At 70.2% G+C, this 21,189-nt stretch carries 16 protein-coding genes; 10 read left to right on the plus strand and 6 right to left on the minus strand.

What is annotated here, in order from left to right:
- Nucleotides 1–106: 106 nt before the first annotated feature.
- The 7 genes from ACU5E9_RS09815 (at nucleotide 107) to ACU5E9_RS09845 (ending at nucleotide 7,078) form a co-directional block, all read left to right on the plus strand.
- Nucleotides 107–1,309: an NAD(P)/FAD-dependent oxidoreductase gene (locus ACU5E9_RS09815; RefSeq protein ID WP_456813408.1), complete on the plus strand. Its 1,203-nt coding sequence runs from the start codon at nucleotides 107–109 to the stop codon at nucleotides 1,307–1,309.
- Nucleotides 1,310–1,551: 242 nt separating this feature from the next.
- Entirely contained in the window at nucleotides 1,552–2,226 is a 675-nt protein-coding gene (locus ACU5E9_RS09820; RefSeq protein WP_456813409.1) for a 3-oxoacid CoA-transferase subunit A, read from the plus strand.
- Complete coding sequence (locus tag ACU5E9_RS09825; RefSeq protein WP_456813410.1) at nucleotides 2,227–2,889, plus strand: 3-oxoacid CoA-transferase subunit B; 663 nt, start codon at nucleotides 2,227–2,229, stop codon at nucleotides 2,887–2,889.
- A gap of 2 nt (nucleotides 2,890–2,891) precedes the next feature.
- Nucleotides 2,892–4,076, plus strand: coding sequence for a thiolase family protein (locus tag ACU5E9_RS09830; protein ID WP_456813411.1), 1,185 nt, complete (start codon nucleotides 2,892–2,894; stop codon nucleotides 4,074–4,076).
- Between the two features lie 10 nt (nucleotides 4,077–4,086).
- Complete coding sequence (locus tag ACU5E9_RS09835) at nucleotides 4,087–4,875, plus strand: IclR family transcriptional regulator domain-containing protein (protein WP_456813412.1); 789 nt, start codon at nucleotides 4,087–4,089, stop codon at nucleotides 4,873–4,875.
- 45 nt (nucleotides 4,876–4,920) lie between these two features.
- On the plus strand, nucleotides 4,921–5,700 hold the full coding sequence (locus ACU5E9_RS09840; protein ID WP_456813413.1) for an SDR family oxidoreductase: 780 nt from the start codon (nucleotides 4,921–4,923) through the stop codon (nucleotides 5,698–5,700).
- A 124-nt stretch (nucleotides 5,701–5,824) separates the two neighbouring features.
- A complete protein-coding gene (locus tag ACU5E9_RS09845; RefSeq protein ID WP_456813414.1) occupies nucleotides 5,825–7,078 on the plus strand; it encodes a glycoside hydrolase family 1 protein in 1,254 nt (417 codons plus the stop codon).
- A gap of 337 nt (nucleotides 7,079–7,415) precedes the next feature.
- Here ACU5E9_RS09845 and ACU5E9_RS09850 read toward each other — a convergent pair whose 3' ends face one another.
- From ACU5E9_RS09850 to ACU5E9_RS09875, 6 genes are all read right to left on the minus strand, one after another.
- Entirely contained in the window at nucleotides 7,416–8,864 is a 1,449-nt protein-coding gene (locus ACU5E9_RS09850) for a family 43 glycosylhydrolase (RefSeq protein ID WP_456813415.1), read from the minus strand.
- Nucleotides 8,861–11,683, minus strand: coding sequence for a family 78 glycoside hydrolase catalytic domain (locus ACU5E9_RS09855; protein ID WP_456813416.1), 2,823 nt, complete (start codon nucleotides 11,681–11,683; stop codon nucleotides 8,861–8,863). The genes ACU5E9_RS09850 and ACU5E9_RS09855 overlap by 4 nt, the downstream gene beginning before the upstream one ends.
- Nucleotides 11,684–11,703: 20 nt before the next feature.
- Nucleotides 11,704–12,711 (minus strand): oligopeptide/dipeptide ABC transporter ATP-binding protein, encoded by a 1,008-nt coding sequence (locus tag ACU5E9_RS09860; RefSeq protein WP_456813417.1) that lies wholly within the window; start codon nucleotides 12,709–12,711, stop codon nucleotides 11,704–11,706.
- Entirely contained in the window at nucleotides 12,708–14,777 is a 2,070-nt protein-coding gene (locus tag ACU5E9_RS09865) for a dipeptide/oligopeptide/nickel ABC transporter permease/ATP-binding protein (RefSeq protein ID WP_456813418.1), read from the minus strand. The genes ACU5E9_RS09860 and ACU5E9_RS09865 overlap by 4 nt, the downstream gene beginning before the upstream one ends.
- The gene (locus tag ACU5E9_RS09870; protein ID WP_456813419.1) at nucleotides 14,774–15,715 is read right to left on the minus strand and encodes an ABC transporter permease; all 942 of its coding nucleotides are present in this window, start codon (nucleotides 15,713–15,715) and stop codon (nucleotides 14,774–14,776) included. Before ACU5E9_RS09870 ends, ACU5E9_RS09865 begins: the two co-directional genes overlap by 4 nt.
- A 70-nt stretch (nucleotides 15,716–15,785) precedes the next feature.
- Nucleotides 15,786–17,354, minus strand: a complete 1,569-nt coding sequence (locus ACU5E9_RS09875) for an ABC transporter substrate-binding protein (protein WP_456813420.1) — start codon at nucleotides 17,352–17,354, stop codon at nucleotides 15,786–15,788.
- A gap of 155 nt (nucleotides 17,355–17,509) precedes the next feature.
- On the opposite strand from ACU5E9_RS09875, the gene ACU5E9_RS09880 reads away from it, so the two are divergent.
- The 3 genes from ACU5E9_RS09880 (at nucleotide 17,510) to ACU5E9_RS09890 (ending at nucleotide 21,104) form a co-directional block, all read left to right on the plus strand.
- Nucleotides 17,510–18,355 (plus strand): IclR family transcriptional regulator, encoded by an 846-nt coding sequence (locus tag ACU5E9_RS09880; RefSeq protein ID WP_456813421.1) that lies wholly within the window; start codon nucleotides 17,510–17,512, stop codon nucleotides 18,353–18,355.
- 125 nt (nucleotides 18,356–18,480) lie between these two features.
- On the plus strand, nucleotides 18,481–19,548 hold the full coding sequence (locus ACU5E9_RS09885; protein ID WP_456813422.1) for a cupin domain-containing protein: 1,068 nt from the start codon (nucleotides 18,481–18,483) through the stop codon (nucleotides 19,546–19,548).
- A 5-nt stretch (nucleotides 19,549–19,553) separates the two neighbouring features.
- Nucleotides 19,554–21,104, plus strand: coding sequence for a carboxylesterase/lipase family protein (locus ACU5E9_RS09890; protein ID WP_456813423.1), 1,551 nt, complete (start codon nucleotides 19,554–19,556; stop codon nucleotides 21,102–21,104).
- Nucleotides 21,105–21,189 lie beyond the last annotated feature (85 nt).

Below are 21,189 nucleotides of genomic sequence, written 5' to 3' on the forward strand. Positions count from 1 at the left end.
TCGGGCCACGGCCCGTGCACGCGGGGTGGTGGGTGTCAGAGGCAGCGTCTAGGGTCGGCTCATGTCTTTGCGCAGCGGAACAGACCAGCCAGGGAGTGCGGACGCGATGGGACCCGATCGGCATCGGGTGGTGGTGATCGGCGGCGGGAACGCCGGCCTCTCCGTGGCGGGACGGCTCCGCCGGCTGGGTGTCGAGGACGTGGTCGTCGTCGAGCCGCGCGAGCACCATCTCTACCAGCCGCTCTTCTCCCATGTGGCGGGCGGGACCGCGCGCGCCGGCATGGCGACCCGGCCGCAAGGCTCCGTGATGCCCCGCGGCGTCGAGTGGATCCAGGACCGCGTCACCGACGTGGTGCCGACCTCGAACACGGTGCTGCTCGCCTCCGGCCGGCGGCTCGCCTACGAGCACCTCGTGGTCTGCCCGGGCATCCAGAAGGACTGGGACCGGGTGCCGGGACTGGCGGACGCCATGGCGTCGCCGTCGGGTGCCTCGAACTACGAGTTCGACCTGGCAGCAAAGGCATCCCGGCTCCTGCGGGACATCCGGCGCGGCACCGTCGTCTTCACCCAGCCGGCCGGCCCGGCCAGCTGCGCCGGCGCCGCGCAGAAGCCGATGTACCTCGCGTGTGACTATTGGCGTGCCACCGGCGTCCTGCAGGACATCCGGGTGGTCCTGGTCGTGCCCGACCCGACGGTGTTCGGCATGCCGCTGATCGACGAGGAACTCAATCGCAAGATCGCCGAATACGGCATCGAGCTGAGAACCGACAGGCACCTGATCGAGGTGGATGCCGAGAACCGCACCGCTGTGATCGGCCGGCTGGACGGTGGCCAACGTGAAACCGTGCCCTACGACGTCCTGCATGCAGTGCCGCCGCAATCGGCGCCGGACTGGGTGAAGGCGACGGCGCTGCCGGCCGCGGGTGACCCGAACGGCTTCGTCGAGGTCGACCCGGAGACCCTGCGGCACGCCCGGTTCCCCAACGTCTGGGCGCTCGGCGACGCCGCCGCCACCCGCAACTCCAAGTCCGGTGGCGCGCTCCGCAAACAAACCCTGGTGCTGGCCAAGAACCTCAGCCATGTGCTCCAGGGGAAGGCCCCGAAAGACACCTACGACGACTATTCGGTCTGCCCGTTCACCGTCTCCCGGTCCACGGTGGTCTTCGCCGAGTTCGACGACGACTACCGGCCGCAGCCGACGATCCCGTTCTGGCCGGGACTGGCGCGGGAGCGCCGGCTGGCCTGGGTCTTCGACCGGCACATCCTGCCGTGGGTGTACTGGAACCTGATCCTGAAAGGGCGGGCGTAGCGAGCGATCGACGCCCTGCGCCTGGGCCCGGATGTGGTGCGCCTCACCCTTCGACTCGCTACCGACCAGGCGGTGTCCTAGACGGTGCCGGCGCCGCAGCCATCGAGCGGCATTGGCCCGGCACGCCGCAGGGGCTGCAGGCCCTGCTGAAACTGGCCAGCCTCCCGACGCCCTGACGAGCCGCATGCTAGGCGTACTATGATGCGAACAACTGTTCATCATGCGAACTAATGCGAGGCGTCATGGTTTCCAAGATTTCCGAGAGCGTGGATGCGGCGCTGGCCGACATTCCCGACGGCGCGACGATCATGATCGGCGGCTTCGGCAAGGCGGGGCAGCCGGTCGAACTCATCGACGGGCTCATCCGCCACGGCGCCAGGGACCTCACCATCGTGAACAACAACGCCGGCAACGGTGAGGTCGGCCTGGCCCTGTTGATCAAGAGCGGCTTCGTGCGGAAGATCATCTGCTCTTTCCCCCGGCAGGCCGACTCGCAGATCTTCGACGAGACCTACCGGGCCGGCAAGATCGAGCTCGAAGTGGTTCCGCAGGGCAACCTTGCCGAACGCATCCGGGCGGCCGGCGCCGGCATCGGCGGGTTCTTCACCCCCACCGGCTACGGAACGCTGCTGGCCGAGGGCAAGGAGATCCGCACCATCGACGGCCGCGACTACGTCTTCGAATCTCCGCTGCGCGCCGACTACGCACTGATCAAGGCGCACCGCGCCGACCGCCTGGGCAACCTGGTGTACCGCAAGACGGCCCGCAATTTCGGTCCGGTGATGGCCACGGCCGCCGCGACGACGATCGTGCAGGTGCCGGAAATCGTGGAGCTGGGGCAGTTGGACCCCGAGAACGTCATCACACCCGGGATCTTCGTGAACCGGGTCGTCCTGGTCGAGAAAGAGGCAGAGTAGATGTCCACCGCAGCACCCCTGACCCGGGCCGAGATGGCCCAGCGCGTCGCCGTCGACATCCCGCCCGGCTCCTACGTCAACCTCGGCATCGGCATTCCCACCAGCGTGTCGAACTACCTCACCCCCGAGCAGGACGTCATCCTGCACACCGAGAACGGCCTGCTCGGCATGGGACCGGAAGCGCACGGCGACGAGATCGACGACGACCTCATCAACGCGGGCAAGATCCCCGTCACCGAGACCATCGGGGCCAGTTATTTCCACCACGCCGACTCGTTCGGCATGATGCGCGGCGGACACCTGGACATCGCCGTTTTGGGTGCGTTCCAGGTGTCGGTGCAGGGCGACCTGGCCAATTGGCACACCGGCGCGCCCGGCGCGATCCCCGCGGTCGGCGGGGCGATGGACCTCGCCGTCGGCGCGAAGAACGTGTTCGTGATGATGGAACTCAGCACCAAGACCGGCCAGCCCAAACTCGTCGAGTCACTGACCTACCCGGTCACCGGCCTGGCCTGCGTCACCCGGGTGTACACCGAGGTGGCCGTCTTCGACATCGACCGCACGACCGGCGTCAGCGTCACCGAACTCTTCGGCCCCACCACCGTGGACGACCTGCGCACCCTCACCAACCTGCCGCTCACCGACGCCACCGGAAAGGGATGACCATGGCCCCCGCCACGTCCACCTCCAGTTACATCTACGACTACGTCCGCACACCGTTCGGCCGGTACGGCAAGGCGCTCGCCGGCATCCGCCCCGACGACCTGGCGGCCCTCGTCGTGGGCGAGATCGCCCGCCGCAACCCCGGGCTGGCGGTGGAGTCGATCGACGACATCATCCTGGGCGCCGCGAACGGGGCCGGCGAGGACAACCGCAACGTCGCCCGCATGGCCGCGCTGCTGGCCGGCTTCCCCACGTCAATTCCCGGGGCCACCGTCAACCGGCTGTGCGGCTCCGGCATGGAGGCCGTCATCCAGGCCAGCCGCGCCATCGAGACCGGCGACGCCCGGGTAATGCTTGCCGGCGGCGTCGAGTCGATGAGCCGCGCCCCGTGGGTGTTGCAGAAGCCGCAGAAGGGTTTCCCGGCCGGCAACGACACCCTCTACTCCACCACCCTCGGCTGGCGGATGGTGAACTCGGCGATGGACCCGCGCTGGACCATCCCGCTGGGCGAGACCGCCGAGATCCTCGCCGACCGCTTCGGCATCGGCCGCGCCGAGCAGGATGCCTTCGCCGCGCGCAGCCACCGGCTCACGGCAGCCGCCTGGGCGGCCGGTACCTTCGACGGGCAGATCGTGCAGGTGCCCGGCGCAGCGCTCAGCACCGATGAGGGCCTCCGCAGCGACACCACCGTCGACACCCTCGTGGGCCTCAAGCCGGCGTTCCGTCCCGACGGCTCGGTCACCGCGGGCAACTCCAGTCCGTTGACCGACGGCGCCGCGGCCCTGCTCATCGCCGGCGAGAATGCCGGGCTGGGCGACCCGATCGCCCGGATCGTCTCCCGCGGCGTCGCCGGGAACGATCCGAACATCTTCGGCATCGCCCCGGTCGAGGCGGCGAACATCGCGCTCGCCCGGGCGGGCCTGACTTGGGCGGATGTCGATGTCGTCGAGATCAACGAGGCGTTCGCCTCCCAGGCGCTCTCCTGCATCCGTCTCTGGGACGGCCTCGACCCGGAGAAGGTCAACGTGGACGGGGGCGCGATCGCGATCGGGCACCCGCTCGGCGCGTCCGGTGCCCGCATCATCGGCCAGCTCGCCCGCAAGCTCGAGTCCAACGGCGGCGGCATCGGCGTTGCCGCCATCTGCATCGGCGTCGGCCAGGGCCTGGCCGTGGTTCTCGAACGTTAGGCTTCTGCAGATGAGCGAGACACCGGCAGCGGAAGCCCCCACCGACTTCGTGCAGTCGCTGGCCAGGGGGCTCGGCGTGATCGCCTGTTTCACCGGCGCCCGTCGCGAGATGACGCTGACCGAGGTGGCCGGCCACACCGACCTCACCCGCGCCACCGCCCGCCGGTTCCTGCGCACCCTTGAACAGCTCGGTTACGTGCGCACCGACGGAAAGCTGTTCTCGCTGACGCCGAAGGTGCTGGAGCTCGGCTACAGCTACCTGTCGAGCCTGGGCCTGCCCGACGTGGCCCTGCCGCACCTGCAGCAGCTAAGCGGCGAGGTGCAGGAGTCCGCGTCGGCCGCGATCCTCGACGGCAACGACGTGGTCTACGTCGCCCGCTCCGCCGGCCGGAAGATCATGCAGGTGAACATCACGGTGGGCACGAGGTTCCCCGCCTACGCCACCGCGATGGGGCGCATCCTGCTGGCGGCCCTGCCCGAGGCGGAGGCCGCCGTCATTATCGGCGCCAGCTCGCCGCGAGCACTGACCCCGTACACGAAGACCGCCCTGGCCGATCTGGTTGCCGAGCTGATGGCGGTGCGGGAGCAGGGCTACTCGCTTGTCGAACAGGAGCTCGAGGTGGGACTGCGTTCGCTTGCCGTGCCCGTCCGCACGCCGGACGGCACGGTCGTGGCCGCCGTCAACGTCTCCACCAGCGCGGGCCCGGCCGTGGCCGACACCGTGCGGGCGCTCCTGCCGGCCCTGACCGAAACGGCCCGCCGGATCGAGGCCGACCTGGCTCTCGGCATCCGCATCTGAGCGAACCTCCCCGGCCGCTGCCGCGGCCCGGCCTAGTCTGGGGGCATGAACAGTATCGTTCCGCCCAGGGTCGCCGTAGTCACCGGGGTCGGCCGGCGCCGATCGATCGGGGCGCAGCTCGCGGTCGGCCTGGCGCACGACGGCTGGGACCTCGCGTTGAACTACTGGCGGCCATATGACGATCGCCTCGGCTACGAGCGCACCGCCGACGACCCCGAGACCATCGCCGAGGAGTGCCGGGCGCTGGGGGTTCGGGTCGACCTCGTCCCCGGCGACCTGAGCGACCCCGACGTGCCGGGCGCGATCCTGGCTGCGGCGGGACGGCTCGGGCGGGTGACCGGGCTGGTCATGTCGCACTGTGAATCGGTGGACAGCTCGATCCTGACGACCGAGGTCACGGCGTGGGACCGGCACTTCGCGGTGAACGCCCGGGCGACCTGGCTGCTGATCAAGGCGTTCGCGGAGCAGCTGCCGAACACCGCCGGCGCCGGTGAGGTCGGTGGCCGGATCGTCGCCCTGACCAGCGACCACAGCGTACACAACCTGCCCTACGGCGCGAGCAAGGGGGCGCTGGACCGCATCGTCATCGCGTCGGCCGTCGAGCTGGCCGACCGGGGCGTGCGGGCGAACGTGATCAACCCGGGCCCGGTCGACACCGGTTGGATGGACGATGCGGTGCGCGCCTCCGGCGTGGCGGCGACGGCGGCCGGCCGGCTCGGCACTGCCCAGGACACGGCGAACCTCGTGCGCTTCCTGTTCTCCGAACCGGGGTCCTGGATCAACGGCCAATTGCTCGGCAGCAACGGCGGCTTCAACGTCGGTTGAGCGGGCGAGGTTCTCCCATTCAACGGAATCGGGCGGGCAATCGGGCGACGCTCGCCGGAATACTGAGGGGGCGGCATCGACGCCGGCACGAGCCGTCGTCTCCCCCATTCAAGGAGCAGCAGACATGGTTCTCGGCCAATTTCCCGATACGTTCCTCTGGGGCGTCGCCACGGCAGGTCACCAGAGCGAGGGCGACAACCGCACCAGCGACACCTGGTACCTCGAGAACGTGGAACCGACGATCTTCGCCGAACCGTCGGGCAGGGCCTGCAACAGCTACGAACTGTGGGAGACCGACCTCGACCTGGTCGCCGGACTGGGCCTGACCGCGTTCAGGTTCTCCGTCGAATGGGCACGAATCGAACCGACCGAGGGGGTCTTCGACGAGAAGGCGCTGGCGCACTATGACGCCATCGTGAACGGATGCGTCGCCCGGGGGCTCGCGCCCATCGTCACCCTCTGCCACTTCACCGCTCCGCACTGGTTCGCCGCGCGCGGGGCCTGGCTGGATGACGAGGCACCCGAGCTGTTCGCCCGCTTCTGCGGCGTGGTCACGGACCGGATCGGCGACCGGATCGCGGCCGCCGTGACGTTCAACGAACCCAACCTGTCGCCGATGCTGGCCTGGGCGCACCTGCCCGACTTCGTGTTGGACCTGCAGGCCGCAACGCTCGCTGCGGCGAGCACCAAGGCCGGGGTGCCCCGTTATCGGGCCGGCAACGTCATGCTGCCCGAGGACTTCGCCGGCATGCAGGAGGGCATGACCCTGGCGCACCGAGCGGCCACGGCCGCCGTCAAGGCGCGTCGCCCGGAGCTGCCGGTGGGACTGTCGATCGCCATCTCCGACGACCGGGCGGCCGCGGGCGGCGAGGAGACCGTGGCCAGGAAGCGCGCGGATGTCTACGACCACTGGCTGCGCCTGGCCCGCGAAGACGACTTCATCGGCGTGCAGAACTACGAGCGCATCTGGTTCGGACCCGATGGCCAGCTTCCCCCTGCCGAGGGCGCCGTGCTGAACGGAATGGGCACCGAGGTGGAGCCGGCGTCGCTGGGCGAGGCCGTACGGTACGCGCACGAGGTCAGCGGCAAGCCGGTGATGGTGACGGAACACGGCCTGGGTTCGACGGACGACACCCTGCGGGCGGGGTTCCTCGAACCGTCCCTGGCCGGGTTGCTCGACGCCATCGACTCCGGGGTTCCGGTCCTCGGCTACTGCCACTGGACCCTGCTCGACAACTTCGAGTGGATCTTCGGCTACGAACCCCGCTTCGGCCTGCACGAGGTGGACCGCGAGACGTTCGTGCGCACCCCCAAGCCCAGTGCGAGGGTCTACGCATCCCTCGTCGCCGCCCAGCGCGCCCTCCCCGTCGCCCCCTGACCCGACCGACAGACGCGCCCATCCGTTGGTCGAGCGTGTCGAGACCCCGCGACCCGACCTGCGACACGCACGCACGTCACGAGGTCTCGACAAGCTCGACCAACGAGCGGGGGCGCGACACACACGCAGCTCACGGGAGCCGACCTACGGACGCAGCCATCCCGCTGGTCGAGCGTGTCGAGACCCCGGGACCCGACCTGCGACACGCACGCACGTTACGAGGTCTCGACAAGCTCGACCAACGAGCGCGGGGCGCGAACGCAGGCATCCCACGGGAACCATTCCTTGGGACGCACCCATCCCGCTGGTCGAGCTTGTCGAGACCTCCTGAGATCGTCTACGTCGCCAGGGGGCCGTAGTCGAAACGGGTGACCGTGCCGCCGCGAGGGCCCGCTGAGAGGCCGACCACACGGCCGGTGAAACCGCCGGCGACCTCGGTGGAGGTGTAGCGGCCGTCGATGCTGCCCAGCTCGGTGAAGGTGTCGTCCACCACCAGGCCGAGGTGCAGCACGTCCGGCCCGTTCCCGAAACCGAACTCGTCCTCCGGTGGGGTGGCGCGGATGCGGAGGGTCACGTCACCCGGAGCCCGCACGGTCGAGCCGAGCGGGATCACCAACCCGCCGATGGTCGCGCAGGCCTCGATCCGGTCGCGCGTCGCCTCCACCGTCATGGTGTGGGCGCCATCGATACGCACGACGAGGGACACGTCACCCGCGGTGACCACAGCATCCGCCTGCCAGGACTCGTCCCGGGTGCGCACACCCACCAACCCGGCTCGGCCCCCGGCGGGCGGCAGCAGCCGGAGGCCGCCATCGGCGTCGCGTTCGGTGAAGTCGGATGCCGGGCCACCGGGCGAAATCCAGCGCGGGTCGAGGGCGTGGTCGACGAACCGGTCGCTGAAGTCGCTGACCGTGGCCGGCACGTCGTAGCGACCCTCATCCACGACGGGCCAGTCGTCGACCCAGTCGACGCCGGCGAGGAAGGTCTCCCGGCCGTTCACGTGGAAGCCCGGCGTCGCCCCGCGGGGCCGCACACCCAGATACACCATCGCCCAGTCGCCGCCCGCGGTCTCGACGAGGTCGGCATGGCCGGTGCTCTGCACGGGATTCTCGGTGCTGCGGTGGGACAGGATCGGGTTGGCCGGGTTGCCCTCGAACGGTCCGTCGATGGATCGGGACCGGGCGATGGAGACCGCGTGGCCGCGTTCGGTGCCGCCCTCGGCGACGACGAGGTACCACCAGTCGCCCCGACGGAAGACGTGCGGTCCCTCCGGATGCGCCAGCCCGGTGCCGCTCCAGAGCGGCTGCGGCGTGGAGAGCAGCTCGCCCGTCGCCGGGTCGACCCGCGCCTGCGTGATCTGGGTTCCGGAGGAGGTGCGCTGGGTCCAGGTCAGCCGGCAGGCCCCGTCGTCGTCCCAGGCAAGGTCCGGGTCGATGCCGACCACCCCGGTCGTGAACACCGGGTCGGACCACGGGCCGGCCGGGTCGATCGCGGAGACGATCAGGTGGCCGTCCCGCACCCGGCCGATGTCGGTGGTGATCAACCAGAACCGGCCGTCGTGGTGGCGCAGCGTCGGGGCGAAGATCCCGCCGGCGCCGGCGCCCAGCGGCAGCTGCGACGTGCGGTCGAGCACGTTGCCGAGCTGCCGCCAGGTCACGAGGTCATCGCTGTGGAAGATCGGCACGCCGGGGAAGTACTCGAACGTGGACGTGACCAGGTAGTAGTCCTCGCCCACCCGGCAGATGGACGGGTCGGGGTGGAACCCCGGCAGGCTCGGTTCGGTCACCGGCTGATCGGCTGGGCGAGCCGGTCCGCGTTCATGCGTTCGATCGCGGCGTTCACGCTCTCGGTCGCGGGGCCTTGCAGAAAGAAGGACGCATCGTCGAGCGTGTTCACCGTGCTCCACCTGGTCTGCCGGTGGAAGCTGCGAGCGCGGACGGGGTCGACGTCGGCGATGGCGTCGATCACGGCGTCGAACGCGGGCTCGTCGTCGATCAGGTTGGCAAGGCTGGTGGTGCCGCCGAGGGGTTGGCTGAGCCTCCGGGAGCCGATGGCGTCCGCCGGCACCCGCCACTCGTGGCTGCCCGATCCGACGACGATCACATCGGTCGATCCCGGCAACGACACCTCCGCCGTGGTATTTGGCGGCACGACCGCCGTGATGGTCAGCTCCCCTCCGGTGCGCCGCCAGCGTGCCGACGCCGGCCCGTACGGGGTCTCGTGTTCGGTTCGGGCGTGGTCGAGCTGGTCGAGCGGTCGCGGCGCGATGCGCATCCGTCGGTAACCCGGCTCGGCCGGGGAGAGTCCGCCGACCTCGCGGTGCAGCCAGTCGGCCACGGATCCCAGCGAATAGTGGTTGAACGAGGTCATCTCGCCGGGGTTGATCGAGCCGTCCTCGAGCATGCTGTCCCAGCGTTCCCAGATGGTGGTGGCCCCCATGGTGACCGCGAACAGCCAGGACGGGCACCGGGTCTGGAACATCAGCCGACCGGCCTCGGCGTGGTGCCCGGTCAGGGTGAGGGCGTCGGTGAGCACCGGCGTGCCGAGGAACCCGGTGCTGATCAGGTAGCCGGAGGAGCGCACCAGTTCGGCCAGCCGGTCGCCCATCAGCTGCCGCTGGGCGTCGTCGCGAGCCAGGCCGAAGACGATGGCCAGCGCGTACGGCGTCGGCGAATCCGACACCAGGCGCCCGGACTCGGTCGCGTATTCGCGGAGGAACGCGCTTCGCACGTCTTCGGCGAGCGCCGCGTACCGTTCGGCGTCGGCGGCCTCGCCGAGCAGGCCGGCTGTTTGGGCGAGGATGCTGGTGCTCCGCCACAGATACGCCGTCGCCACAATGTCGGGGTCGGCCTTGGCCTTGGACGGACGGTCGGGCGGTGCGTCGGGATCCAGCCAGTCGCCGAACTGGAAACCGCCCTCCCAGAGGTGGCGGTCGCCGGCGAGCGCGGTGATCGTCTCCACCCAGGAGCGCATGCTCGGGTACTGCCGCCGCAGGACATCGAGGTCACCGAATCTTTCGTACAGGGCCCACGGAACGACCGTTGCGGCGTCTCCCCACCCCGCGGCGGCACCGTTGGTGGGGTCATAGGAGGGGACGAAGAACGGCACGATACCGTCGCAGGCCGCCTGCTCCAGGGCCACGTCTTCCAGCCAGGAGGAGAGCATCGACCGGCAGTCGTAGAGGTAACTGGCCGTGGGGGTGAAGACCCCGATGTCGCCGGTCCAGCCGAGGCGCTCGGCCCGCTGCGGGCAGTCGGTGGGGATGGAGAGGAAGTTGCCGCGCATCCCCCAGACCACGTTCTCGTGGAACCGGTCGAGCATCGGGTCGGAGCTCTCGAACCAGCCGGTGCGGCGCATGTCGGTGTGCAGCACGACCGCGACCACGGCGGCCGGGTCGAACGCGCCGGGCCAGCCGGTCACCTCGGCGTAGCGGAAGCCGTGGAAGGTGAACTCCGGCTGCCAGGTCTGCGACCCGGAGCCGTCCAGGGTGAAGGTGTCGGTGGCCGCAGCGCCGCGCAACGGCCGGGTGCCCAGTTCCCCGTTCTCGAGTACCTCGGCGTGCCGCAGGGTGATGGTGGTGTCGGCCGGGCCGTCCACGGTGAGGCGCAGCACGCCGACCAGGTTCTGGCCGAAGTCCAGGATGGTGGCGCCGCTGGGCGAGATGATCACCTCTGTCACCCGCACCTCCTCGATCGCGCGCACCGGCGGCTGCGTGGTCATCTGCGGCTCACGAACGGATGCGTCGACCCGCACCGGGCTCCACACCGCGTCGGTGCCGGCCAGCAGGCGGGAGTCGAACTCGTCGCCGGCGTAGATTCCGCTGGCGCGCAGCGGGCCGTCGAGCGTGGCCTCCCAGGACGCATCCGTGCCGAAGGTGCGCGAGGACCCGTCGGCGTACTGCACGAAGAGTTGGGTGGCCACGGCGGGGTGTTCGCCGTAGAACGGGGTGGGCGGGCCGAACAGGCGCAGCGTTTCGGCGTACCAGCCGGCGGCCACCCGGGCGCTGAGGGTGTTGCGGCCGGGGACGAGCAGCCCGGTGACATCGGTCGTCTCGTGGGTGAGCCGGCGCGGGTAGCTGGTCCAGCCGGGCTTGAGCACGTGGTCGTCCACGTCGACGTCGTTCACCGCCGCTTGGTAGACCCCGTGGCCGGCCGCGTACAGGGTTGCCCGCAGGACCTCAGCGTCGCCGAGGTCGATGACGGTGCGGGTGTTGAACGGGCTGCCGGGCCGAACCGGGTCGGCGGCCCCGATCGTCTGCGCCTGCCACTGGCCCGCGGCGAGGAACCCGCCCACGAGGTCGAGGGACTCGCTCCACGGGGTCACGTCCGCGTTCGCGCCGGTCACGCGCACGCGCACCCGCACGGCCTCGAGGGGTGCGATGTCGTCGAACGGCCAGTCGACGAAGATCGACTCATCCGTGTCGACGTGGGCGAGCTGCGCGTCTCCGCGCCCGGCCAGCTCGATGTCGACGCTGTGCTGGGTCCAGTCCGGCTGCGAGGTGGCAACCTTCCAGGACAGTCGGGGGCGCGGGCCGGCCACGAAGGCCCCGGGCGCGGTGAGGTCCGAACTGAGCTCGGTGATCACGGTGGTGTCGGTCACGGTCACGGGGTCTCCTGGTGCTGGTCTCATACGTAGTGGCAGGCGGCCAGCGAGACCGCCGTGGGGCGGAGCGCCGGGCGCTTGGTGCGGCACAGTTCGGTGGCCATCGGGCAGCGGGCGGCGAACGGGCAGCCGGAGGACGAGATGGAGGAGGCGGAAGAACCGTCGACCAGGCGTTCTTCGCGCAGCCGGCGGCGCTCGGCCTGCTCGATCGGATCGGGCACCGGTGAGGCGGCCAGCAGCGCCTGGGTGAACGGATGCTGCGCCCCGTCCATGACCTCGCGGGTGCCGCCTTCCTCCATGATCTGCCCCCGGTAGAGCACGATGACCCGCTGGGCGAGCATCCGCACCACCGCCATGTCGTGGGCGATGAAGAGGTAGCTCAGGCCGAGCTCGTCGCGCAGGTCGGCCAGCAGGTTGAGCACCTGCGCCTGGGTGGACAGGTCGAGGGCGCTGACGGGTTCGTCGCAGACGACCAGGCTGGGCCGGGTGATCAGCGCCCGCGCCACGGCGATGCGCTGCCGCTGGCCGCCGGAGAACTGGCGGGGGTAGCGGGAGACGGCCGCGCGGGGCAGGCCGACGAGTTCGAGCATGTCCTCGGCCCGGGAGTCGGCCTCATCGCGGCCCACCCCGTTCACCCGCAACGGTTCGGTGAGGGAATCGCCGATCGACAGGCGCGGGTTCAGCGACGAGTACGGGTCCTGGAACACCGCGCGCAGCCGGGTGGCGAGCACCCGCCGCCCGCGCGGCTTGAGCTGGTCGATCCGCTCGCCCTCGAAGCTGATGGCGCCGCTGGTCACCGGTTGCAGGCCCAGGATGGCCTTGCCGATGGTGGTCTTGCCCGAGCCGGACTCCCCCACCAGGCCGACGGTCTCGCCGGGCTTGATCGTGAAACTGACCCCATCCACCGCCGGGCTCACCGGCGCGCCCTTCTTCGAGACCCTGCCGTAGCGGATCACGAGATCGTCGACCTGGAGGACGGGCGTCTCACCGGCGCCGGGCTGCGCGGCGGCGTGCGGGCTGAGGAGAGTCATGCGTCCACCTGCTTGGTTGGGATAGTGGGGAGTGTGGGAAAGAGCCGGCGCCCGGTCGGCAGGACGCGCGGTTCGGCGACGTCCGGCTGCGGGCCGAAGAGTTCCTCGGCCCGGATGCAGCGGGTCAGCCCCGCACCCGTGGGCCGGGCCAGCAGCGGGATCGGAGTGAGGCAGTCGGCCGTGGCGAACGAGCACCGGGCGGCGAACCGGCAGTCCCTGGGCCAGTCGCGCGGCTGCGGCACCTGGCCCGCGATCGACACCAGCCGGCGGTTGACGCCGTCGTGTTCGTGCGCGTGCGGGTCGGCCCCGAGCAGCGCCTTGGTGTACGGATGCGCCGGCTGGCGCAGCACCGACAGCACGGTTCCGGTCTCCACGATCTGGCCCGCGTACATCACGGCGACCTCGTCGCAGATGTCGGCGACGACGCCGAGGTCGTGCGTGACGATGACCATCGTCATGCCCTCGTCGGCGATGATGTGGCGCAGCAGCGAGAGGATCTCGGCCTGCACGGTCACGTCGAGGGAGGTGGTCGGTTCGTCGGCGATCAGCAGCTTGGGCCGACCGGAGAGCGCCAGGGCGATGGCGACCCGCTGGGCCATGCCGCCGGAGATCTCGTGCGGGTAGCTCTTGAGCACCCGGGGGGCGTCGACGATGCCCACCTTCTCGAGCAGCTCGGTCGCGATGCGGCGGGCCTCCCGCTTGGGCACGCCGCGCAGGCGCTGCACCGCGCCGACGAGCTGGGAGGCGATGGAGAACATCGGATCGAGTGCCCGCATCGGCTCCTGGGCGATGAACGCGATCTCGCGGCCGCGCACCCGGAACATCTCCGACTCGCTCAGCGCCGCGACATCCCGGCCCCGCCAGGAGATCGACCCGGCGGTGGTGGACACGGCCGGCGGCAGCAGGCCGATCAGGGAGAGCGAGGTGAGCGTCTTGCCGCAACCGGATTCGCCGACCAGGCCCAGCACCTTGCCGGGGCCGACGGTGAAGGACACATCGCTGACGAGCGTGGTGCCGTCGTCCAGGCTCACGTGCAGCCCGTCCACCCGCAAGGACTTGTCATCGGCCTGGCCGGGCTCGGCGTGGCGGGCCTTCGCGGCTGCCTTGGCGGTGCGCGTCGGGGCCGCGGTGACGGTGGTGGCGGATGCGGCCTTCGCGCGGCGTCGACGCCGGGCGGAGGGCACGTGCTCGGTCGGGCCGGACAGGGCGTCGCCGATCGCGTTGGCGGCGAACACCGTGAGGATCAGGACCACACCGGTGGGCACCATCAGCCAGGGGGCGTCGTAGATGTGCGTCGAAGCGCTCTGGATCATGCCGCCCCAGCTGGGCGCGGGCACCGGCGGGCCGAACCCGATGAAGGCCAGGCCGGTCTGGATCATCAGGCCGATCGAGAAGACCAGGGCGAACTGAACCATGATCGTGGTGGTCAGGCCGGGCAGCACGTGCCGATGGCTGACCCGGGTTGCCCGGAGCCCGTCGACAAACGCGGCGTCGACGTAGAGCTGCGACTGCAGGGACTTCGTCTGGCCGAGCAGCACCCGGTACATGCCGGTGGAGATGACCAGGCCGAGGATCACCATGATCAGCGGCAGATTGGTGCCGATGATGCCGATCACGGTGAGCATCACGATGATCAGCGGAATGGACATCGCGATCTCGGTCGCCCGGTTGATCATGGTCTCGGTGCGCCGGCCGGCCGAGGCCGCCCAGAGCGCGAGCGGCGTCGCCACCAGGAGGGCCACCACGGCGCCGAGGGCCGACGTGGCGATGGCATCCGCGCCGGCGGTGAAGATGCGGGTGAGCATATCACGGCCGAGTTCGTCGGTGCCGAGCCAGTGCGCCCCGCTCGGCCCGGACAGCGGCGGGCTGCCGGTCTGCTCGGTGGCGCCGTAGGGCGACCAGAGCGGCGCGGTGAACGACGCCACGACGAGCAGCACCAGCCAGGCGAGGCCGAAGATGGCGCCCGGGGTGGAGAGCGATTGCCGGATCTTGCGGAGCCTCGACGGGCGGACCGATGTGGGCAGCGCCGTTGCGATGCTGACGGTGGAGTCGTGCGTGCTGGTCATGAGGTCCTCAGTTTCGGATCGAGGAAGCGGTTGGCGAGCTCGAGCAGCAGGTTGACGATGACGACGATGATCGTGGTGGTCACCACGACCCCGAGGATCATCGGAGCGTCGTTGCTCGCCGCTGCCCCCTGGATGCTCTGGCCGAGGCCTGGCAGGGCGAAGATCTGCTCGATGATGACCGATCCGCCGAAGAGGGCGATGAACTGCAGTCCGACGCCGGCCACGATCGGCAGGCTGGCGAAGCGCAGCGCGTGGATATAACGGATGCGCCACTCCGGAGTGGCCGTTGCGCGCAGGGTGCGCACGTGGTCCTGGGAAAGGGCGTCGAGCATCGATGCCCTGGTCTGCCGGGCGACGAACGCCGCCCCGCCCAGCGCGAGGGTGGCGACGGGCAGGATGAGCGACTGCAGCCAGAGCGCCGGGTCGACCTCGATCGGCACGTACCCGGTGGCGGGCAGCAGGCCGGCCTGCACGGAGAAGATGAAGACGAAGACGATGCCGATCCAGAAACCGGGGATCGCCGCGCCCAGGGCGGAGAAGGCGTTGACGATGCGGTCGACGATCCCGCCGCGCACGGCGGCCACGACACCGAAGACGACACCAATGACGGTGCTGGCCGCGGTGCCGATCAGGGCGAGGGTGAAGGTCACCGGCAGCCGGGACGCGATGTCGCTGGTGATGGTGCGGCCGTCGAGCAGGCTGACCCCGAAGTCGCCACGCACGGCGGCGCCGAGCCAGGTGAGGTACTGCAACGGGAGGGGGTCGTTCCAGCCGATCGAATCGTCGTAGGCGAGGATCTCCTCGGGCGTTGCGCCCATGCCCAGGATGATGCTGCCCGGGCTGCCCGGCATCAGCCGGGCCAGCAGGAAGGCCACGATCGACACGACCAGGACCGTGAAGATGCCGAAGAGGATCCGCTTCGTGATGAAGCCGGCCATGTCGTCTCCTTGGGGTGGGGGGGTGAATAAGAGGGAAGGCGGGGGCGGCCGGAGCCGCCCCCGCGGGGTGCTACTCGCCGGCCGGCGTGAACGAGGAGAGCAGCGGGATGCTCAGCTCGCCCGCGAACGTGACCTCGGTCAGCTTCTCGGCGTCGAAGCCGATGCTGGTGAGCGGTTCGTACAGCGGGTAGAGCCATCCGCTCTCCACCAGTCGGGCGTTGAGCGTCTGCAGGGCCGCCGCGCGGTCCTCGTCGGTCTGCGCGCCGGCGAGGGCACCGGTGGCCGCCTGGAGCTCGGGGTCGTCGCCGCCCTGGGTGTTGGCGAAGCCGAAGATGACGCCGTACATGTTGCCGATCGGGTTGGACCAGTCCAGCGGGATGTGACCGATGGCGGTGGTGCTGACGGCCGCGAAGGACTCCTCGGTGGAGGCTGCCGGCTTGACGTTCATCGTGATCCCGGCCTCGGCGAGGTCCGTCTGGATCGACTCGAGGTCGGACTGGGAGTCGGCGCCCGAGACGATGTCGAAGCTGAAACCGTCCGGGTAGCCGGCTGCGGTGAGCAGGTCCTTAGCGGCGTCGACGTCACGCACCCACGCCTCGTCAACCTCACTCGACCAGCCGGGCGAAGCCGTGGGCAGGGCGTTGCGCTGAACGACGTCGCCCTTGTGCAGCGTTTCGACCAGGCGGTCGCGGTCGATCGAGAGCTGGATGGCCTGGCGCACGCGCTCGTCGGCCATCTCGGGAACGGACGAGCCGGTCTTGTCGAACTGGATCAGCGAGACCACGCTGCCACCGATCTGGGAGACGCCGACGTCCTTGGATTCGAGGAGGTCGACCGTGGACGACTTCATCACGCCGGCATCGACCTGGCCGGAGATGAGGGCGTTGGCCCGGGCCTGCGGGTCGAGGATGGGCCGGAACACCACGGTGTCGAACGGGTAGTCGGCCGTCTCGGTGCTGTCGGCGAAACGGGTGAAGGTGTACGTGCTGCCCTTGGTGGTCTTCGCCGCGTCGAGCTCGTACGGTCCGGAACCCACGGTGCCCTGGTTGAGCAGGGACGGATCGTCGAGACCGGTCTGCCCCACGATCATGCCGGGGACGTTGGCCAGGGAAGCCACGATCGGGAACTGCGCGGAGAGGAAGGTGATCACCACGGTCTTCTCATCCGGGGCTTCGAGGGAGGCGATCTCGGCGGCGCCGCCGGTGGCGAAGCCGCTGTAGGCCTCGAGCGCGGGGTCGTTGCGACGGTCGAGGTTGGCGATCACGAGGTCGGCGGTCAACGCGCTGCCATCGCTGAAGGTCACGTCGTCGGCGAGGGTGAGCGTCAACACGCTGCCGTCTGCGTTGAACTCCCAGGCGGATGCGAGACCCGGGCCGACGGTGCCGTCCGAAGCGAACTTCAGCAGCGAGTCGTAGGCGGCCTCGTAGAACTGGCGCTGGCCCACCGAGTACATCAACGGGTCGTATCCCGTTGCGGCCATGTCCTGCTCCTGGGCGATGGTGAGCGTGGCGGCATCGTTCGATCCATTACCACCGCCGCCTCCGCTGGATCCGGTGCACGCGGTGAGTGCTGCAATGAGCACTCCAGTCGTGGCAGCGGCAAGAGCCCGCCTTGTCCATACCGGGGTCGTTGTCTTCACGGGTGGCCTCCATCTACGCTGATTGGTTGCTGTGACATCTGCGGCGGGACTCGTGAGAGCTTCCTCGCCCGACCTCACTGTGTGCGACCGGGCGCACGGACGCCAAGACGATTCCATTCATTGGACATATCCGTGGAATTGAGCGAAGATCAGGCATGCCCGACCAGACCGACGCCGCTCCCATTCGCGGCAAGCGCCCGCCGCGCGGCGAACCCGTCATCGACCGGGCCCTGTCGCTGCTCGCCTGCTTCACCGACGACAAGCGCGAACTCACCCTCGGCGAGTTGTCGGCCCGGGCGGGCATCCCGCTGTCCTCGACGCTCCGGCTGGCGCAGGGCCTCGTGAAGTGGGGCGCGCTGGAGCGGCTGCCCAGCGGCGAATTCGTCGTGGGCGTGCGCCTCTGGGAGGTGGCGTCGCTCTCCCCGCGCGGACACGGCATCCGGGAACTCGCCCTGCCGTACCTGGAGGACCTGTACGAGGTGAGTCACCACCACGTGCTCCTCGCCGTGCTCGACGCCGACGAAGCCATCCTCATCGAGCGGCTGTCGTCCCGGCGCGCGCCGGCGGTCGCCTACCGGCTGGGCGGCCGGCTGCCGCTGCGGAGCACGGCGGTGGGCCGGGTGCTGCTCGCGGCCCAACCGGTCGCGTTCCGGGAACGCATACTGGCCCAGCCACCCGACCTGGACTTCCGGGTGGAGACGCTCGGCTCGACCGACGAACTCCGGCGGGAGCTGAACGAGGTCGCCCGCCTGGGGTACTCAGTGGTGCGGCGGGAACGCCCGTCCCAGACCGTGTCGGTGGCGGCCGCGATCTACGATTCCTCCCGCAAGGCCGCCGCCGCCGTGTCGATCCTGGCGCCGGACGGCTCGGTCTCCCCCGACGTCGCCCTGCCCGCCCTGCGCGCCACGGCCCGGTCGATCTCTCGCGCGCTGGGTTTCCGGCCGTCCGGCATCGACGGCATCCACTCGCAGCCCGACCGCGAGACCACGCTGCGATCCTGACCCGACCTGGCACCTCTGCCGGTGAATGGAATCTCGCTCCCGCTCGTCCCGCCTATCCCGCACACTAATGTCGGCGCCCTCGCTCACACGATCCTGGGACCGATGACTCGATGAGGAGACACCCGATGGCCGCACCCATGCTCGAACCCGGAGTTCACACCCCGATCGCCAACGCGCTGCCCGGCGAGGCGGTGCCGTACGTCATGGCCGCCGGCCACGGTGACCGGTATTTCCTCAACGGCCAGCTCATCACGGTCATCGCCCGCCCGGTCGACACCGGCAACCTGTTCGGTGCCGCGTACATCGCCGGCGGCCGGGGCGCGACGCTGCCGTTCACCGCCGACGACAGCGAACACCGCACCGTGATCGTCTTCGACGGCCTGGTGCAGGTCTGGCTCGACGGCACCTCCAGCATCCTCTCCCCCGGCGACGAGGTCGTCATCCCCTCCGGTGTCGCGTTCGCCTACCGGATGCTCGCGGGCGAGAACCGGATCCTGCTCTGGTCGTCCCCCGGAACCTCCCTCGCGCTGCTGAGCCGCCTCGGCACCTCCACCGGTTCGCACGTTCGGCCGGCCCGCGCCGAGCGCACGGTCTCGGATGCTGAATTCCGCGCCGTCGCCGAGGAGTTCGGCATGCAGGTGCCCGACCTGTCCCGACCGGAGGCCGGCTCGGCCGAGCACACGGTGCGGCCGAACGGCAACGTGCCGTTCATCCTCAGCGCCGGCGAGGGCGACCACTACAGCGGCGCCGACGAGACCCACACCTATATCTCCCGCGGTGAGAACACCGACGGCCGCTACTTCGCCGTTCAGAGCAGCGGCGCCCGCTCCGGCTACATCCCGCTGCACTTCCACCAGCAGCACACCGAGAACTTCCTCTGCCTCGACGGCCGGGTCCGGCTGCACGTCAACGGGCGCGAGGTGCTGCTGACCAAGGGTGACTTCGTGCACGCGCCGGCCGGCACCATCCACTCCTATGCCTACGACTCCGCGTACGCCCGGATGGTCGGGGTGCTGGCGCCGTCCATCTTCGAGCCGTTCTTCGAGTACGTCTTCAGTCCCACCGCCGACTCGATCTACACCGAGGGCGCCGCCGCCGGATTCAACGGGGCCGGCTTCGGCCGCGCCCAGGCCGAACTCGACCTCGTTGTCGTCGGCCCGCCGCCCGAGCGGGTCGCCGGGCTGGACATCTGACCCGGATGCCGGGGCCGACGGGTCCACGCGCGAACACCCGGGCGGGCGCGGTCTCCGGCCGAGCCGTGGGCACACCGTACGGGGACGTCAGCGCGTTCCTGGGCATCCCGTACGGGCTGCTCGGCCCAGGGCGCGGCCGCTTCGACCCGGCCACGCCGCCCGCACCCTGGCTCGGAACCCTGGACTGCACCGAGCCGGGACCAATGGTGCCGCAGAACCCCGACCCGTACCAGGAGCAGGCCGGTGTTCCCGCCCGGGCGCACGACGATGCGAACGGGCTCAACCTCAACCTGTGGACCCCCGGCGTGGATTCCGGCCGACGTCCCACCCTCGTCTGGATCCACGGCGGGGCGAACATCACCGGCTCCAACTCCGACCCCATTCAGGACGGAGCCCGGCTCGCGGCGTTCGCCGACTCGGTCGTCGTGTCGGTGAACTACCGTCTGGGCGTCTTCGGGTTCCTCTGGCTGGACGAGGCCCGGAACGGCTGCTCGACCGGCAACGCCGCCATCCACGACCTCGTAGCCGCCCTGCAGTGGGTGCAGGACGAGATCGCCCGGTTCGGCGGCGACCCCGACAACGTGACCATTGCCGGCCAATCGGCCGGCGCCGCACTCGTCGGCACCCTGCTGGCCGTTCCGGCCGCCGGCGGGCTCTTCCACCGGGCGATCATGCAGAGCGGCACGGCCGAACGCGTGGCGACACCGGCGGATGCAGCCGCACTGACCCGGGAGGTCCTCAGGTCGCTCGACCTCGACGAGGCCGATGGTACCGCGCTGGTCGACCTGACGACCGCGGAGCTCCTCGCCGCGCAGTCGGCCGTGGTGCACGCCCATCAGGCCGACGATGTCGGACTCTCGATCGTGTTCCGGGCCGTCGTCGACGGCACGCTCATCCCCGACGTCCCGCTGGAATCCGTGCGGGGCGGGATGAGCGATGCCGTCGACCTCCTCATTGGAACCAACCTCGACGAGGCGTCGCTCTTCCTCCTCTTCGATCCGATCGCATCCGTACCCGCCCAAGTCGCCCCCGCCCTGGCACGGGAGATCCGGCGCGATGTCGGGGCCGGCACAGCGGCCGAGACCTTCCGCCGCGCTGTCGAAGCGGACCTCGGCCATCCACCCACCGATGCCGAGGCCCTCGAGGTCTACCTCACCGACCGGAGCTACCGGCAGCCCAGCAACCGGCTGCTCGATGCCCGCGGCGGCAGCACCGGTCGCAACTACTCCTATCTCTTCACCCGGCCCAGCCCGTCGATGCAGGGCAGGCTTGGCGCCTGCCACGGCGCCGAGCTGGCGTTCGTCTTCGGCACATCCGACCTGCCGGAGGCGGCCTTCTTCACCGGGCCGGGCGCGCCGCGCTCCCTGAGCGAAGGAATGATGTCGGGCTGGGCTGGTTTTCTGCGGAACGGCCGTCCGTCAGGTGACCAGCCCTGGCCGGTATACGAGCTTCCCGCGCGCACAACCTGGATCTGGGACGAGCCGCCCGGCCTGCAGGACGACCCCCGTGCTGCGCTGCGGGTGTTCTGGACGGCTGCGCTGCCCGCACACGAATAGCGGATGCCCGACGACGGTGTCAAGGGGTGTTCCCCGGGGCACGAAGGCGGCGTAAGTTGTGCCGCAGCCGAAGGGAAACTCTGCC

This window comes from Cryobacterium sp. AP23 (assembly GCF_054075385.1).